16 protein-coding genes are annotated in these 15,008 nt (G+C 35.4%); 7 read left to right on the top strand and 9 right to left on the bottom strand.

Annotation, left to right across the window (positions count from 1 at the left end; translation table 11 throughout):
- Positions 1 to 6: 6 nt before the first annotated feature.
- Complete coding sequence (locus tag A9G03_RS02460; RefSeq protein WP_065634474.1) at positions 7 to 537, bottom strand: gluconokinase, GntK/IdnK-type; 531 nt, start codon at positions 535 to 537, stop codon at positions 7 to 9.
- Positions 538 to 806: 269 nt separating this feature from the next.
- Here A9G03_RS02460 and gatA point away from each other — a divergent pair, with 269 nt between their 5' ends.
- The 7 genes from gatA to A9G03_RS02425 all read left to right on the top strand — a co-directional run bounded on the left by gatA (position 807) and on the right by A9G03_RS02425 (position 7,068).
- Positions 807 to 1,259 (top strand): PTS galactitol transporter subunit IIA, encoded by a 453-nt coding sequence (gatA, locus tag A9G03_RS02455; RefSeq protein WP_065798331.1) that lies wholly within the window; start codon positions 807 to 809, stop codon positions 1,257 to 1,259.
- 15 nt (positions 1,260 to 1,274) lie between these two features.
- Complete coding sequence (gatB, locus tag A9G03_RS02450) at positions 1,275 to 1,559, top strand: PTS galactitol transporter subunit IIB (protein WP_065634476.1); 285 nt, start codon at positions 1,275 to 1,277, stop codon at positions 1,557 to 1,559.
- A gap of 4 nt (positions 1,560 to 1,563) precedes the next feature.
- Positions 1,564 to 2,940 (top strand): PTS galactitol transporter subunit IIC, encoded by a 1,377-nt coding sequence (locus tag A9G03_RS02445; protein WP_065634477.1) that lies wholly within the window; start codon positions 1,564 to 1,566, stop codon positions 2,938 to 2,940.
- A 102-nt stretch (positions 2,941 to 3,042) separates the two neighbouring features.
- Positions 3,043 to 4,086: an alcohol dehydrogenase catalytic domain-containing protein gene (locus tag A9G03_RS02440; protein WP_065798330.1), complete on the top strand. Its 1,044-nt coding sequence runs from the start codon at positions 3,043 to 3,045 to the stop codon at positions 4,084 to 4,086.
- A 92-nt stretch (positions 4,087 to 4,178) separates the two neighbouring features.
- Positions 4,179 to 4,952 carry a DeoR/GlpR family DNA-binding transcription regulator gene (locus A9G03_RS02435; protein WP_065634479.1) on the top strand — a complete coding sequence of 258 codons (774 nt, stop codon included), beginning with the start codon at positions 4,179 to 4,181 and terminating at the stop codon, positions 4,950 to 4,952.
- Between the two features lie 182 nt (positions 4,953 to 5,134).
- On the top strand, positions 5,135 to 6,079 hold the full coding sequence (locus A9G03_RS02430) for a hexose kinase (RefSeq protein ID WP_065798329.1): 945 nt from the start codon (positions 5,135 to 5,137) through the stop codon (positions 6,077 to 6,079).
- A 329-nt stretch (positions 6,080 to 6,408) separates the two neighbouring features.
- Entirely contained in the window at positions 6,409 to 7,068 is a 660-nt protein-coding gene (locus A9G03_RS02425) for an HAD-IA family hydrolase (protein ID WP_065798328.1), read from the top strand.
- Between the two features lie 72 nt (positions 7,069 to 7,140).
- Here the strand turns inward: A9G03_RS02425 and agp are convergent, their stop codons facing one another.
- From agp to agaR, 8 genes are all read right to left on the bottom strand, one after another.
- Positions 7,141 to 8,400 carry a bifunctional glucose-1-phosphatase/inositol phosphatase gene (gene agp, locus A9G03_RS02420; protein WP_065798327.1) on the bottom strand — a complete coding sequence of 420 codons (1,260 nt, stop codon included), beginning with the start codon at positions 8,398 to 8,400 and terminating at the stop codon, positions 7,141 to 7,143.
- A gap of 120 nt (positions 8,401 to 8,520) precedes the next feature.
- On the bottom strand, positions 8,521 to 9,681 hold the full coding sequence (nagA, locus tag A9G03_RS02415; RefSeq protein ID WP_065798326.1) for an N-acetylglucosamine-6-phosphate deacetylase: 1,161 nt from the start codon (positions 9,679 to 9,681) through the stop codon (positions 8,521 to 8,523).
- On the bottom strand, positions 9,671 to 10,108 hold the full coding sequence (gene agaF / locus A9G03_RS02410) for a PTS galactosamine/N-acetylgalactosamine transporter subunit IIA (protein ID WP_065634543.1): 438 nt from the start codon (positions 10,106 to 10,108) through the stop codon (positions 9,671 to 9,673). The genes nagA and agaF overlap by 11 nt, the downstream gene beginning before the upstream one ends.
- 10 nt (positions 10,109 to 10,118) lie before the next feature.
- A complete protein-coding gene (locus A9G03_RS02405; protein WP_065634484.1) occupies positions 10,119 to 11,015 on the bottom strand; it encodes a PTS system mannose/fructose/sorbose family transporter subunit IID in 897 nt (298 codons plus the stop codon).
- Positions 11,005 to 11,781: a PTS N-acetylgalactosamine transporter subunit IIC gene (agaW, locus tag A9G03_RS02400; RefSeq protein WP_065634485.1), complete on the bottom strand. Its 777-nt coding sequence runs from the start codon at positions 11,779 to 11,781 to the stop codon at positions 11,005 to 11,007. The genes A9G03_RS02405 and agaW overlap by 11 nt, the downstream gene beginning before the upstream one ends.
- 16 nt (positions 11,782 to 11,797) lie before the next feature.
- Positions 11,798 to 12,286: a PTS N-acetylgalactosamine transporter subunit IIB gene (agaV, locus tag A9G03_RS02395; RefSeq protein ID WP_065798325.1), complete on the bottom strand. Its 489-nt coding sequence runs from the start codon at positions 12,284 to 12,286 to the stop codon at positions 11,798 to 11,800.
- Between the two features lie 42 nt (positions 12,287 to 12,328).
- Complete coding sequence (locus A9G03_RS02390; RefSeq protein ID WP_065798324.1) at positions 12,329 to 13,495, bottom strand: SIS domain-containing protein; 1,167 nt, start codon at positions 13,493 to 13,495, stop codon at positions 12,329 to 12,331.
- 50 nt (positions 13,496 to 13,545) lie between these two features.
- Positions 13,546 to 14,316, bottom strand: a complete 771-nt coding sequence (agaR, locus tag A9G03_RS02385; protein ID WP_065634544.1) for a transcriptional repressor AgaR — start codon at positions 14,314 to 14,316, stop codon at positions 13,546 to 13,548.
- Between the last annotated feature and the right edge of the window lie 692 nt (positions 14,317 to 15,008).

Raw genomic sequence — 15,008 nt, 5'->3', positions numbered from 1 at the left:
TTTATGTTAAAAGCAGTGGCAAATTGAACGGATGACGTTTTCAGTATCGTTGATAACCCCTGCTAATGGCTGTTCGATATTGATGGTATAAACCTCTTTTTCATCAGGCGTCGGCTCTTCTAAGGTATCAAATTGTGATTGCAACATATTGGCTTTTTGATAATGCCCTTCACGTTTTGCTAACCGTTCAGCAATAACATCAAAACTGCCTTTTAAGTATATAAAGTGAACATTTTCATTCTCACCCCGAATAATATCTCGATAGCGTTTTTTTAACGATGAACAAATTATGATCGAAATATTATTAACATTACTCATTGCAAATGCTGCATTACTGATTAAATGGAGCCAAGGCATACGATCATCATCATTTAATGGGATACCATTACGCATTTTTATGATGTTTTCTTTAGAGTGTAAAAAATCGCCATCAAGAAAAGCAGCATCAAGGTCATAAGCCACTTGCTTTGCGACTGCTGATTTTCCGCAACCAGATACTCCCATAAAAACAAAAACTTGTTTATTTTTTTTAGTCATTGTTTATCCTTATTATTTCTTTGTTACGGGTAACATTTTGTCACATTAATCTTTTTTTGCAATAGATAAAACATTTTTTTGTGATCGTGATCAGATTTTATCTCTTGCTATCTCAATTAGATGGAGATGATTTATTTCTCTTTATTTGAAAAAAATAGATTTCGATCACAAAACTTATTATTGCTATTTGCTTTTATATTCGAAAGAAAATAATCTTTCGATATAGCTTTTGTTTTCGAAATAATATAAATCAAGTATGGAGATTAATTATGAAAAAATGCCGGCTTCTTTTCGAAGACAACCTTGTTTTTAAAAATCAATTAGAAGCATTAACCTATATCAGTGAGCAATTACAACAAAAAGCAATTGTTAAAAAAAGTCATTTGCAAGCACTTATCGCAAGAGAAAATGCCTTTCCAACCGGCATTGCATTTGATAATTATGCTGTTGCGATTCCTCACTGTGAAGCTGAACATGCCAATACCCCTGCTATTTTTATTTTGCGAACAGGCTCACCGGTTGCTTTCAATCGGGCTGATGATGATAGTTTAGTTGATGTCTCGCTAATTATTTCGTTAGTTGTTACCTCCCCAGCAGATCAATTAGCGCTTTTAAAAGCCTTATTTACTAATTTGCAAAATGAAGAATTTTATCAGTTTCTTCTAAATGCATCGCAAGAACAAATTGCGACGCATTTTGAAAATGTAATATTTCATCAATGAGTTACAGGAGTTTTTATGAAAAAAAAGATTATTGTTGCCTGTGGTGGTGCTGTTGCAACTTCGACATTAGCCGCGGAAGAAATAAAAGAACTATGCAATGAAAATAATATTCAACTTGATCTTATTCAATGTCGTATAAACGAAATAAACACGTTTATTGATGATGTCGACTTAATTTGTACTACAGCAAAGATGGATCAACAGTTTGGTGATATTCCTATTGTACATGGCATGCCTTTTGTTTCTGGTGTGGGTATCGATCAACTCAAACAAAAAATCTTATCTATTTTAAAAGGATAAATCTATGTTTACTGAAATTATGCAGTATATTTTGGATCTAGGTCCATCAGTAATGTTACCTATTGTCATTATCCTATTTTCGTTAGCATTAAGAATGAAATTGGGTGATTCATTAAAAGCTGGAATCCATATAGGTATTGGTTTTGTCGGTATTGGATTGGTTGTTGGTTTATTAACTAGTTCTGTCGGACCTGCGGCGCAAGCAATGGCGGAACGGTTTGATATTAGTCTTAGTATTGTTGATGTTGGATGGCCAGGTGCAGCGCCAATGACTTGGGCCTCACAAATTGCCTTAGTAGCCATTCCTATCGCCATTGTCGTCAATATAGTTATGTTAATTTTAAAATTAACACGTGTGGTGAATGTTGATATTTGGAATATCTGGCACATGACATTTACAGGCGCACTTGTTTATATCGCGACTGGATCTTATTGGTTAGGAATTCTAGGTGTTATTGTGCATGCCATTATTGCTTATAAATTAGGTGATTGGTTTGCTAACGATACAAAAGATTTTTTTGAGTTAGATGGAATTGCCGTGCCTCATGGTACCTCAGCATATTGTGGTCCGATAGCTGTGTTTGTTGATACAGTAATTGAAAAAATCCCTTTCATTAACAAAATTAATTTTAATGCTGTTGATATGCAAAAACGGTTTGGCGCATTTGGCGAACCGGTTACAGTTGGTTTATTTATGGGGATATTGTTAGGATTACTTGCAGGTTATGGCGTCAAACAAACATTACAACTGGCGATTCAAACCGCGGCAGTCATGTTATTAATGCCAAGAGTGATTAAACCCATCATGGATGGATTAACCCCCATTTCTAAACAAGCACGTAAACATTTACAGTCAAAATTTGGAGGGCAAGACTTTTTGATTGGTTTAGATCCTGCCTTATTACTAGGCCACTCAACAGTCGTATCTGCCAGTTTAATTTTTATTCCATTAAGTATTTTTATTGCCATCGTTCTTCCCGGTAATGAGGTATTACCTTTTGGTGATTTAGCAACAATTGGCTTTTTTATTGCGATGGGCGTTGCAATACATCAAGGTAATTTATTCAGAATTATTATTTCAGGTTCAATAATAATTGCTATTACGCTTTGGATTGCCACACAGATGGTGCCATTAACAACGCAATTAGCTATAAACGCCGGCACAATTGTGGCAGGTAATGGTATTGCAGTTGGCGCAATGGATCAAGGTGGTTCGCCTATTACCTATATCATGGTTCAGTTAGTTAATTTAAAACAACCTATTGGTTTTGCAGTTATTGGTATCTTTTATTTGTTCTGCCTGTATTTAACCTGGAAACGCGCACAAAAATATAAACTATTGCAACAGCAAGCAATAGCAAAAGAACATATTAATCAATAGATTATACATTGTACTTTAAAGCAAATTAACTGGCTTTGACTATGAGCGATAAGTAAAAGCAATACATTAACAAAATGTGATGACTAAAGTAAGGAAATTAAAATGAAAACGGTTATTGTCAATGAAGGCGGAACTTTAGCTGTACAACATGTTGAAGTACCTAAAATAACCTCGCAAAATCAAATTTTAGTAAAAGTGGCTTATTGTGGTTTATGCGGTTCTGATATCCCAAGAATCTTTCATCATGCTGCACATTTTTATCCAATTACACTGGGTCATGAGTTTAGTGGTACCGTAGTTGAAAAAGGCGAGGCGGTCACAGGCTTTGCGATTGGTGATTTGATCTCTTGTGTGCCTTTATTGCCTTGTTTTAAATGTGATGAATGCCAAAAACATTATTATTCACTGTGTAAAAACTATACCTTTGTCGGATCAAGAATGGCGGGTGGATTTGCTCAATATATAGTATTAGATCAAAAAAACGCTTTTAAATTGCCCAAAGGGGTAAATGCACTGGAAGGCGCTTTTTTTGAACCAATGACAGTGGGTATGCATGCACTATTATTGGCGAAAGGATGCCAAGATAAAAATTTAGTGATTGTCGGTGGTGGCACAATAGGGTTACTTTCCCTGTTATGTGCCAAAGCGATGGGGGCTAAATCGATAACGGTTGTTGATATCAACGATGAGCGTTTAAAACTAGCTCAAAAATTAGGCGCTGATGCTGTCTATAATTCTAAAGATTTATCCGCGCAAGATATTCATCAAGCTCTGTCATCATGCCGTTTTGAGCAAATTGTTTTAGAAACCGCAGGATCGCCTATTACGGTTAAATTAGCTATCGAAATTGCCGGTCCTAGAGCTAAGGTCTGTTTGATTGGCACATTGCATAATGATCTTACCTTGCCAGAAAAAACATTTGGTTTGATTTTAAGGAAGGAGCTTGCAATCTTAGGTAGTTGGATGAACTATTCCGATCCTTGGCCTGGTAAAGAGTGGCAACTGGTGAGCCAATTTTTTGTAGACGGCAAAATTAAGCTTGATGATCTCATTGCTGTGATTGGTGATTTTGATACCTTTATTCATGAAGTAAGTAGTTTGAATGGACAACCCATGAATGGCAAAATTTTATTAAATTGTCGTTAGAATTTTAAATTAATTCCACCATGAAAAAGAGCGCTTATCTTTTGATTTTGTTTGTTATACACTGCTGAAAAATTTTCGAAAAAGGAAATAATATGAATGCAAGTGAAAGACGTCAACAGATATTAGAGCTTATTAATATGAAAGGTACTTTATTGGTGAGTGATTTATCTCAGCAATATGAGGTTTCCGAAGTCACGATTCGAACTGATCTCAGATTGCTAGAAAAACAAGGCGTACTAATTCGTTTTCATGGTGGAGCAACTAAAATCGTTGATAATGGAGAAATAAAATCGTTTAAAGAGTTACAATTAGAAGAGCGCTATCAGCGATTTATAGAAGCAAAAAAACGTATTGCAATTGAAGCAGTTAAACATGTTAAAGAAGGTGATACTATTATTTTAGATAGCGGTAGTACAACTATGTTAATAGCTGAAGAGCTGGTAAAACTAAAACATATTACAGTGATTACCAATAGTCTAACGTCAGCATTTATCTTATCAGATAATAGTGACATCATGTTGTTTATGTGTGGTGGTACGCTTAGACACAAAACACGTTCTTTTCATGGAAAAATTGCAGAGCAATCATTAGCCGGCATTTCAGCAGATATTTTGTTTGTTGGCGCAGACGGGATTGATGCTGAAAGAGGAATAACAACGTTTAATGAAGGTTATACTATTAGTAGCGTTATGGCTAAAGCTGCAAAACATGTGATTGCGGTTTTAGATTCATCAAAGTTTGGGCGTAATGGTATCAATGTTGTGTTACCAATGAGCCAGCTTGATACGATTATTACTGATATTGATGTTAACAGTCGATGTAAACAAGAATTTGAAGCAAAAGGTGTTGGTTTTATAACTGTATAAAATACAAGTATGATGGGATTCCGATGGAATGCAGTTTATAAAAAATCATCAATTTCAGCTTATCTAATTTAAGCAAAGACTAATACTGTTACAAACTTTTTTCTTACATCATATTAACCAGATTAAGTAAGTTGAATATTTCTCATAAACAATAGTAGAACATCATTTGTGTAGGAAAAAACATGATATTAACCATTACGATGAACCCTTCGGTGGATATCTCTTATCCACTGGCAAAATTTAACATTAATGATATTAATCGAGTAAAAGACGTCAGAAAAACAGCCGGAGGAAAGGGACTGAATGTAACTCGGGGGATTAAATATTCGGGGATAGATGTATTAGCTTCGGGTATTGTTGGTGGCACTACGGGTGAATATATTCAAAAAAAATTGACTGAAAATGATATCAAATATGATTTTTATATTACAAAGCAGGAATCAAGAAATTGTATAGCGATTTTACATGAGGGGAATCAAACTGAAATTCTTGAATCAGGTCCTGTATTAACTGAACAAGATGTGATTCATTTTTTCAATCATTATCAGACACTATTAAGTCAGGCCAAAGTAATCACAATTTCTGGATCGTTGCCCCAAGGTTTTCCTGTTAATTTTTATGTTCAACTTATTGAAAAAGCAAATAAAAACAATATTCCCGTTTTACTTGATTCATCTGGCAACATGTTGCATGAGGTGTTAATCTCCCAAAATAAACCTTATTTGATTAAACCCAATAAGAGTGAACTACAACAAATTCTACAAGTTAATATTGATGAACAAAATATTGATTCACTGATTTCAGCGGTCAATCATCCTTTGTTGGATAACATCGCTTTTGTCATTGTATCATTAGGTAAAAATGGCGCCTTTGCTCGTTGTCATGGGCAATATTATCGAGTAACAATTCCTAGAATTAATGTGGTTAATCCTGTTGGTTCTGGAGATGTAACTTTAGCTGGGCTGGCTGTTGGTATTCACCAAAATGAACCGGTAGAGGTGATGCTTAAACGAGCTATGACGATGGGCATGTTAAATACGATGGAGTCACAAACTGGTTTTGTCAATATGCAAAACTATGATGGCTATTTTCAGCAAGTTGTTGTCCAACAAGTAATGGATAAATAATGATTGAAAAGGCGGGGCTATTTAACTCATTTAATCTTAACAAATACTAAAAAGCACAATAAATAAAGTTAGGAGATAACGACTTTTGATATTTATCACTTGTTAACTAATTCAATGGTTAGTTCATGTGGCTATCTAGTCGCAACCTTTTGTAATACTTGCGACAATATCAGCAGCTTATTGTTGTGTTGAGATTGAATGTTTAATGAGTCTCTATACAGGTGTGGCAAAAAGTGATTGATTGACGTTATTTGCGTTAAACGGAAATCAGTTAATGTAAAAATCGATAGAACAGTAAATTCAATGTAGTCGTACAGGAAAATTATAATATGCAAGCTAAAGGACTTCTTTTTGATTTAGATGGGACATTAGTTAACTCGTTATCAGCAGTTGAGCGTTGTTGGTTAAAATTTGCCAAGCGTCATCATCTAAATCATGATTATGTGTTGACTTCGATTCATGGGCGTAAAGCGATTGACAATATAAAGCTTTTTTTACCGGATAAACCTAATGAAGAGATAAAACAGGAGTTTAACTGGATGGAGCAATTAGAATCACAAGACTTAGATGGCATAGGTGAAATACCTGGTGCAAGTAAATTTTTACAGTTGTTATCATCGCAAAATATACCTTGGGGCATTGTGACTTCTGGCACTAAAATTGTTGCTGAATCTCGATTCAACCTGCTTGGCGTAGCTAAACCACCCGTTTTCATCACGGGTGAAATGGTTGCAAATACTAAACCTGCTCCGGACGGTTACTTGCAAGGCGCAAAAGCACTTGGGTTACTTGCTGAGCAATGTATTGTTTTTGAAGATTCGACTGCAGGAATACAATCTGCTTTTAATGCTAAATGCCAAGTTATTGGTGTTAATTTACTGAATTGTGCTCAGGCAAACGTTGCATTGAACATTAATAGTTTTGATGAATTAATCATTAAAAAAGTTATGCCAACTGATATTGTGATTTCAAAAATTAATGCTGAATAACCTTAGATGAATATAATGGATAGTAAGCATAAAACGCATTTAACAGTTTTTGCTTACTATTAATAAATAACACTATTTGCTGATATCATCCATCACTTGTTTGAAGGTGTTGAATGAGCAAAGTCCCATTGCATTTGCTGGGCATTTTGTCATGTTTAAGGTGACTTTTTGTGGTGGATTATCACGATTCAATGGTGATAAGTTGCGAATTTGATCTGTAGATTGATAAAAATACTCAATTTTAATAAATTTTTCACCACTATTGTTGTTTCGCCATTTTTCAAATACCACTTTGCCTCCAATAGGTGTTGTTTCAAACTGGTTTGGTAAGTTATAAGGTTGAATCTGCATTGTTGAAAATAAAGAAGCTACATTGGAGTCATGCCCTACTAAAAAAGTAAACTTTATAGTTGAGTCATTTTCAGTGAATGCTTGATTAATGTAATTAACTAAATTTGCAGCGACGTGTTTTGCCACAACAGGTGAGCCAAACAGAACCTTATTATAATCTTCTTTAATGGCAACAAGCTGTTTAAATTGCTGCTCATTTTTTATTTTGCCCCAAGCTACTTTTGCTAAAGGTACTCCTTCATAGTATTGTAATATAAAGGCATCGGCAATGGATGTTCCTGTTCGTAGTGGTCCAGTAATACCAGGTTCTTTACCTTTTTCGATGATCAATTGTGTTGGTAAAGCAATAAAGTCACATTGTTTGTTGTTTAAACAATCTTTTGATTTTGGATAATTGATGACATTAGCCATATCTCGATAGGCTTTATTTAGCTTTTTATTTAACCCGTCAATACCATTAGAATCTGCATTTTGATTAATTGAATTAATCGCAGCTTGTTTAAATTCAGGACTATCATCTCGAATAACAGGGAAAAACAGTGGATCCATTGTACCGAGTTTTTCTTTATGAATAATAGGCACTATGCAGCCAGGAAAAGCACCAACCGCAAAATATTGTCCGGTCGCAATTGTTCGTTGAAGGCTGTTGGTATAAATGTAAACATCTTTTTCAGTTGGGCAACTATCGGCATTTAATAATTTATTATCCACAAGCCATTGGCTAAAATAGTGACCAAAATATGTTTCTAACACACCGCCGCGTATTGTCAAATAACTCGCTGGCGTATCCCATTGTGGCCATTGGTTTGGCGTGACTTTCCCTAGTGTACTTGTTGGACTGGCTAATGGTGCACGTAAACCATGACGGCTAAATACGACCACTTGTTCTAAAGTATAATCATCCAGCGTATCTGTTGCATATGTTGAAAATGACAACAATGCTGTTAAACCTAATATTCCTTTAAATAGGATTTGTTTCATATGACCTCCTTTTATGTCATTTAAAAACGAGAGTTATAACATTGTCATACTCTTTTGGTTATAGCATAAAACTATCCTTTAGGTGTGGTTTAGTGATCATAATCATGCTTTGTTCAGCATTTAGCAAAAATAATGATCATCATATTCATCTGATTTATATACCACTTTACCATTAACAATAGTTGCAACTAGTTCATTTTGCTTATTAAGTAAGACTAAATTAGCTAATTTATTGATGGAAATACTACCTAAATCTTCATCAATACCTAATGCTTTTGCTGGGTAATAGCTAGCATGTAGCCATGCTTGTTCAAAACAAATATCTGTAAATTTAGCAAAATTGTTAACAGCACGATCTAGCGTTAATACACTTCCAGCAAGACTTCCTTCATCGGTGCGTACAACATTATCTTGCATATGTACGACTAATTTGCCTAATTGATAATCTCCATTAGGCATACCGGTTGCTCGCATAGCATCAGTGATGAGTAATAAATTTTTACCACAACATTTGTGAGCAATGGCAACAGCTGCGGGATGTACATGATGACCATCAACAATGATTTCTGCTTGGCAATTATCAATGCTGAGTGCTGCTCCAACAACACCGGGATTACGATGCTGTAGACCTGACATCCCATTATAACAATGTACTACGCCACTTGCGCCGGCCAACAGTGCCGCTTTAGTGGTTGAATAGTCTGCATTAGTATGTCCTAGCATGACACGAATTTTTTGGCTAGATAGCCATTTGATTATCGCTATCGATTCAGGATATTCAGGTGCTAAAGCGATGCACTTTAATGTTCCTTCTGCAAGTTTTAACCATTTTTCAATGAGTGATTGATTGGGTGCATGTAGAAGCTCTTGTGGGTGTGCGCCTTTATGTGTTGGGGTAAAAAAAGGTCCTTCTAGATATGACCCAAGTAAGGTCGCTCCAGATACCCCTTGTTTAATACTATTTTTTACCTGTCGTAAAGCTGCTTCAATTTTTTCATGACTTTCCGTTACCGTCGTTGCTAAAAAAGCACCTACGCCACGCTGTGCTAGAAAACGACTCATGGTATCAAGAGCGGTATGCGTTGCATCCATCGTATCTGCACCCATTACGCCATGAATATGGGTATCAATTAATGCTGGTAATACCTTAATCTCATTGATACTCGGTTTATCACTAAGCTCAATATTGGTGATTCTATCTTTTTCAATAGTGATAATGGCATTTTCTAACCAACCTATAGGCGTTAAAACTTGTTTTGCATGAATTTGCTTAGATGCCATCTGAACATTCCTTCTCATAAGTTGATTTTTTTTGTTGTTCATGCCATAAACTACTGATACTTTTATCGGCATTTTCAACAATTTTTAAACGTAAGGTTTGCAAATCCAATTCATCGCGTTGTAACAATATTTCTAATAATAGCGGCATATTAATACCACTAATAACCTCTATTTTCTCAAACTCGAAGCTAAGCGTAGCCGATAGTTTAAAAGGAGAGCCACCAACAATGTCGGTCAAAAAAATGACGCCTTCACCGTTATCGTTTGATTTTAATGATGCTTTGAGCTGTTGTTCAAGTTGTTCACTACTCATCCCATCAGGAAAATCAACTGCGCTAAATTGTATTTGCTCGCCAATAATTTGTGTTGCTGCCTGAAAAAGGCCGGTAGCAAAGCTACCGTGACCGGTTAATATCACACCTATCATAATTTGTCCTTTATAAAAAACCAACTAATTTACCTAAAACACCAATTACTACAGTTAAACCAATTAATTTAACCGGTGAAAAGTTACGTTTCATGAGTGAATAAACCATTAATGTAAATCCTAACGGTAATAGATTGGGCATTAATTTATCCAGTACATCGGTTTGTAGTGCAATATGTGCCTGTCCTGCATTAATTTCTAGCGGTGTGGCTAAATGTACATACGAGGCAACTAAAGCACCAATAACGGTCATGCCTACTATTGATGCAGCATGCGAAATACGTTTAGTGTGAGTTTTTAATAATGGTAAAGTGCTGATACCAGCCCGATAACCGTAGTGAGCAAGGCCAAAACGTAATCCAAAGTGTACTACGTTAAACATCAATAGAAAGATAATCGGTCCAAATAAGCTACCTTCTAATGCTAATGATGCCCCAATTCCTGCACAAATAGGTAACAGTGTTAGCCAGAATAATGCGTCACCTATACCGCCTAAAGGCCCCATTAATGCAACTTTAACTGCTCGGATGGTTGAAATATTTTCTTTGCCTTTTTCCATGGCTAATACCAGTCCAGACAAGAATGTCGCGTCAAAAGGGTGGACATTAATAAATTCCATATGCATATGCATTGAATTTTTTAGATCATCTTTATTTTTATGAATTTTTCGTAATGCAGGTAAAATTGTAAATAGCCAGCCGCCCGCTTGCATACGTTCATAATTGAATGAAGCTTGTAATGCAAGTGATCGAAATGCCATACGATTGATATCACTTTTCGTTAAGGTGATATTTTGGCTTTGATCACTGTAGGTATCGGTCGATACTTTGCTGGTAGCTAACGCTTGTTCCATACGCTTTTCTGCTTTTTGTGCCATTTGGCTTTCACTATCGTTATTAAATCCCATCTTCCACCTCCATTGAGCCGGCTGGCTTGTTACTTTGATTGTTATCACGGCTATAATTAAAGAAATCGATCATTGCAATAGCGAGTGCGCCTAATGCAATTGCCAAAATAGGTAATTTTAAAAAGGTCACGCCAAGAAAACCGAGAATAAAATAAGCAATATAAGTTTTTTTCATCATAATTTTCATTAACATGGCAAAGCCAATTGCAGGCATCATACCACCGGCAATACTTAACCCATCAAGTAACCATTGTGGTGATTTTTTGACTAACTCAGTAGCCGCATCTGCACCAAAATAGATAGGTAAAAATGCGACAATAAAATAGAAACAAAATAATATAATCATTCCTAAGTAGTTGACCCATTCAATACCTTTGAAGTTGAGTTGATCGACAAATTTGTCGCATTTATGCATCATTGGTGAGTAGATAGTAAATAAAATAGTAATGCAACCTTGTACCGCGATAGCAAATGGTACAGCAATTCCAATCGCTACTTTAGGATCGGCATGAGTTAAAACGGCAAATGTGGTACCAATTACACCACCAATGACCACATTTGGTGGTTGTGCACCGGCTAACGGTACCATCCCCATCCAGACCAATTCCAATGAACCGCCAACATATAAACCAGTTGTGACATCACCCAAAATTAGACCGACTAAAGGACCAATAACAACCGGTCTATGTAAATGCGTGAGTCCATCAAACAGATCAACGCCAGCAATACCTGCTAATAGCCCAATTAATAACGCATCGATTAACATATAGTGCTCCCTGTTATTAACAAAAGTTGAGTAAATCTGAAATTTTTTCACCGGACTCATCGGGCACTCGGCGAATTTCGCAAGTTACACCCAATTGGTAAAGTTCTTTAAATGCGGCAATATCACTTTCGTCAACCGATACCGTTTTATGTATCTGTTTTTTCCCTTCTGAAAAATGCATATTACCGACATTGACAAATTTGATAGGTACGCCACCTTTTACTAGCGTAAGAACATCTTGTGGTGTTTTACAAACAATAAAAATTTTTTGACGATCGGCGGCTTTGCCGATGATGTCGATCGTTTTTTGCAAAGTAAAATAACGCGTTTGAATACCTTCAGCGATAACCATATCCATAAGGTTTTGTTGGACTGGATCTTGTGCAGCACTGTCATTGGCAACTAATAATAAATTAGCACCAAGTGCATTTACCCAAGTGACTCCGACTTGACCATGAACTAAACGATTATCTATGCGTGTCATTAGAATATTTGGCGTACCCATACTGATTCCCTCCCTAGTGGTTTGATATTAAATAATTACCGTTTAGACTCGATTAAATGGATAAATAGTCACACCTTTTACAACCCTGTTTACTTCGCCAGTAGGACATGGATTATCGGGTGTTAAGCCACAGCTTAATGATTTTTCAAAAGCGAGCATTTGGGCAAAAATAAGATAAGGGAAGAGTAGCCAACAATCAGCCAGATCACTATCAATCGATAATACATTTGCGGTGTTATTGTTTTTGCCACACAGGGCTAGAACATCGGTAGCGATATGATCGTGAACTAACTCATTAAATAAATCGTTATCATATTTGTGTATATAGGCATCATTCGAACATAAACAAATAACTAGACTTTGTTTATCTACCATAAATTTAGGACCATGGCGAAGCCCAAGTATTGAGTCAAAACGGCTGGCTATTTTGCCGGCAGTGAGTTCTAAAATTTTTAATGCTGATTCTTGAGCAAGTCCGGTAAAACAGCTGCTACCAACATAGATCACTCGTTGATGTGATTTTGCCGCTAATTGTTTAGTTATATTCTGCCAATTTATCAATTTTTGTTCTGCTATATCAGCAATTTTATTAACAGCATCGATAGTTGTTTGGTTATCAAAATTACCAAAAATCAGTAATGTTGCTAGCATCATACTGCTAATACTCGATGTCATAGCAAAGCTTAAATCATTGGTACCTTCTGGCATAATGAGCTCAAAAATTCGTTTGCTATTGTTGGCTTTAGCTGCATATTGGGTTAAAGCACTATTAGGATTACAAGTTATAAAAAGGTGATAACAATCTGCCACTAATTGATCAGCAAGTTGAACTGTTGCCACACTTTCAGGACTGTTTCCTGAACGCGCAAAGGATATGATTAAGGTTTTTTTATTAGGGCGTAGGTATTGTAGTGGATCTGCGACAATTTCGGTTGTGCCATAGGCAAAAAAGTTGCGGTGGGTATGTTCACGAAGCCAAGGGGCAAGTGCAACACCACCAAAAGCAGATGAACCAGCGCCAGTTAAAATGATATCTGAATTGGCATCAGCCAGTATAGGTTGCAAAAATTGTTGTAGTTCAGGTTGTTTTTGCTGAATTAGTTCAAGAACTTCGCGCCAAATTTGTGGTTGTTGCCAAATTTCTTTAGCGGTATGTTGTGCATTACGTTGTGTTAACCAATCTAGTGAATAATTAAAGTATTGTTGCATAATAAGAACCCTGTTTAGTGATTAATTTGTTTTGATAAAAATAAAGTCGTTTATGAATCTGCAATAACGACATTGATGCCTAATGTATGTAATTGCGTTAAGTAGTCTTTTGGAATTTTTGAATCAGTAATTAGCGTATTAATACAATTGATCTTTTCGATCATACAAAAACTTTTACGACCAAATTTGGTCGAATCGGTAATAGCAATAATGTCGCTTGATACTTGACACATTATTCGATTAACAACAGCTTCAGCAAAATTAGGTGTTGTTATCCCCGCATTTAAGTCAAATCCATCAACGCCTAAAAAGAGCTTATTGAAGTGAAACATTTTTAGTTGCTCTTCAACAGTAGGACCTGAAATCGAGTAGGCTTTTTTTCTAATATTGCCACCAGCAATAATCACATCAATATCAGTATTGGTTGATAAGTCGTAAGCAATATTGATAGCGTTGGTAAAAACAATTAGGTTTTGTTTTTTATACAAATATGGCACCATAGCGGCTGTTGTTGAGCCAGAATCAAGGATAATACGATCGCCATCTTGTACTAGCTCAGCAGCTTTTTGGGCTATTTTATTTTTTATGTTTGAGTTGATGCGGCTTTTATCTAACAGGGGTTTATCAAAGGCAAAAGCCTTATTTAATATAGCACCACCATAACAGCGTAACACGCAGCCTTTATCTTCTAAATGACGTAAATCATTACGAATAGTCACTGTTGATACTTTAAATAATTTACTCAACTTATTAACCGAAACTGTATTTTGGTTATCAAGTAAATGAATTATTTTTTCTCGGCGTTGCAGTGTGGTCATCATTTCATCATTCATAACATGTTCATTCACATTGCTTTCATTAAGTTATTAAATTTAAACACACGAAAGACAATGAAAATGATAGATAAGTCACAAAATGCTTTTATGTAAATAACAGTAAATATTGCTTTCTTTTTTAAATTAAACGAAAGGCGTTAAAAAATAGGAGAAAGCAAAAAATAGAATATTATTAGTAAATTTAGGCTGTTAGATAATTGTTGATAAGAGGTAAAAGAAAACAATTTGACCTATTTACAATATAGTCTATTTCGATTAGCGGAGTGATCTTGATCACAAGTTTTATCTTTTCATATAAATATGAATGTTTTTAAGTGCGTGTATTTGTGGTTATTTAGATTGTGGATTGTTTATGCAAAACTATTTTGTTATTACAAATATTGTATCTGGGTTAAAAGGATAATGCGGTGACTTTATTTTTTATATCTATAAGGGACTTTTTTTGATTTCAAATTGTAAACACTTGATGTTTAGGGTTTTTATCGTTTTAGTAATAATTTTAAAGAGATATTTGATGCAGGAGCTTTAACATTCCTACGTAACATTAAGGACACATTGTCTGTAACCCTCCTTTATGTATTATCCCGAATTATAAAGTAATACTAAATGTTTTTATACTTAAACACATAAGGTTCCTTAAAATTTCTGTCAGAAATTTATTTTGCAATTTTCTAGTT

The organism is Gilliamella sp. wkB171, assembly GCF_001693755.1.
Lineage (GTDB): Bacteria > Pseudomonadota > Gammaproteobacteria > Enterobacterales > Orbaceae > Gilliamella > Gilliamella apicola_F.
The sequence above is the reverse complement of the archived record's forward strand: the minus strand, read 5'-3'. Positions and strand labels throughout refer to the sequence as shown.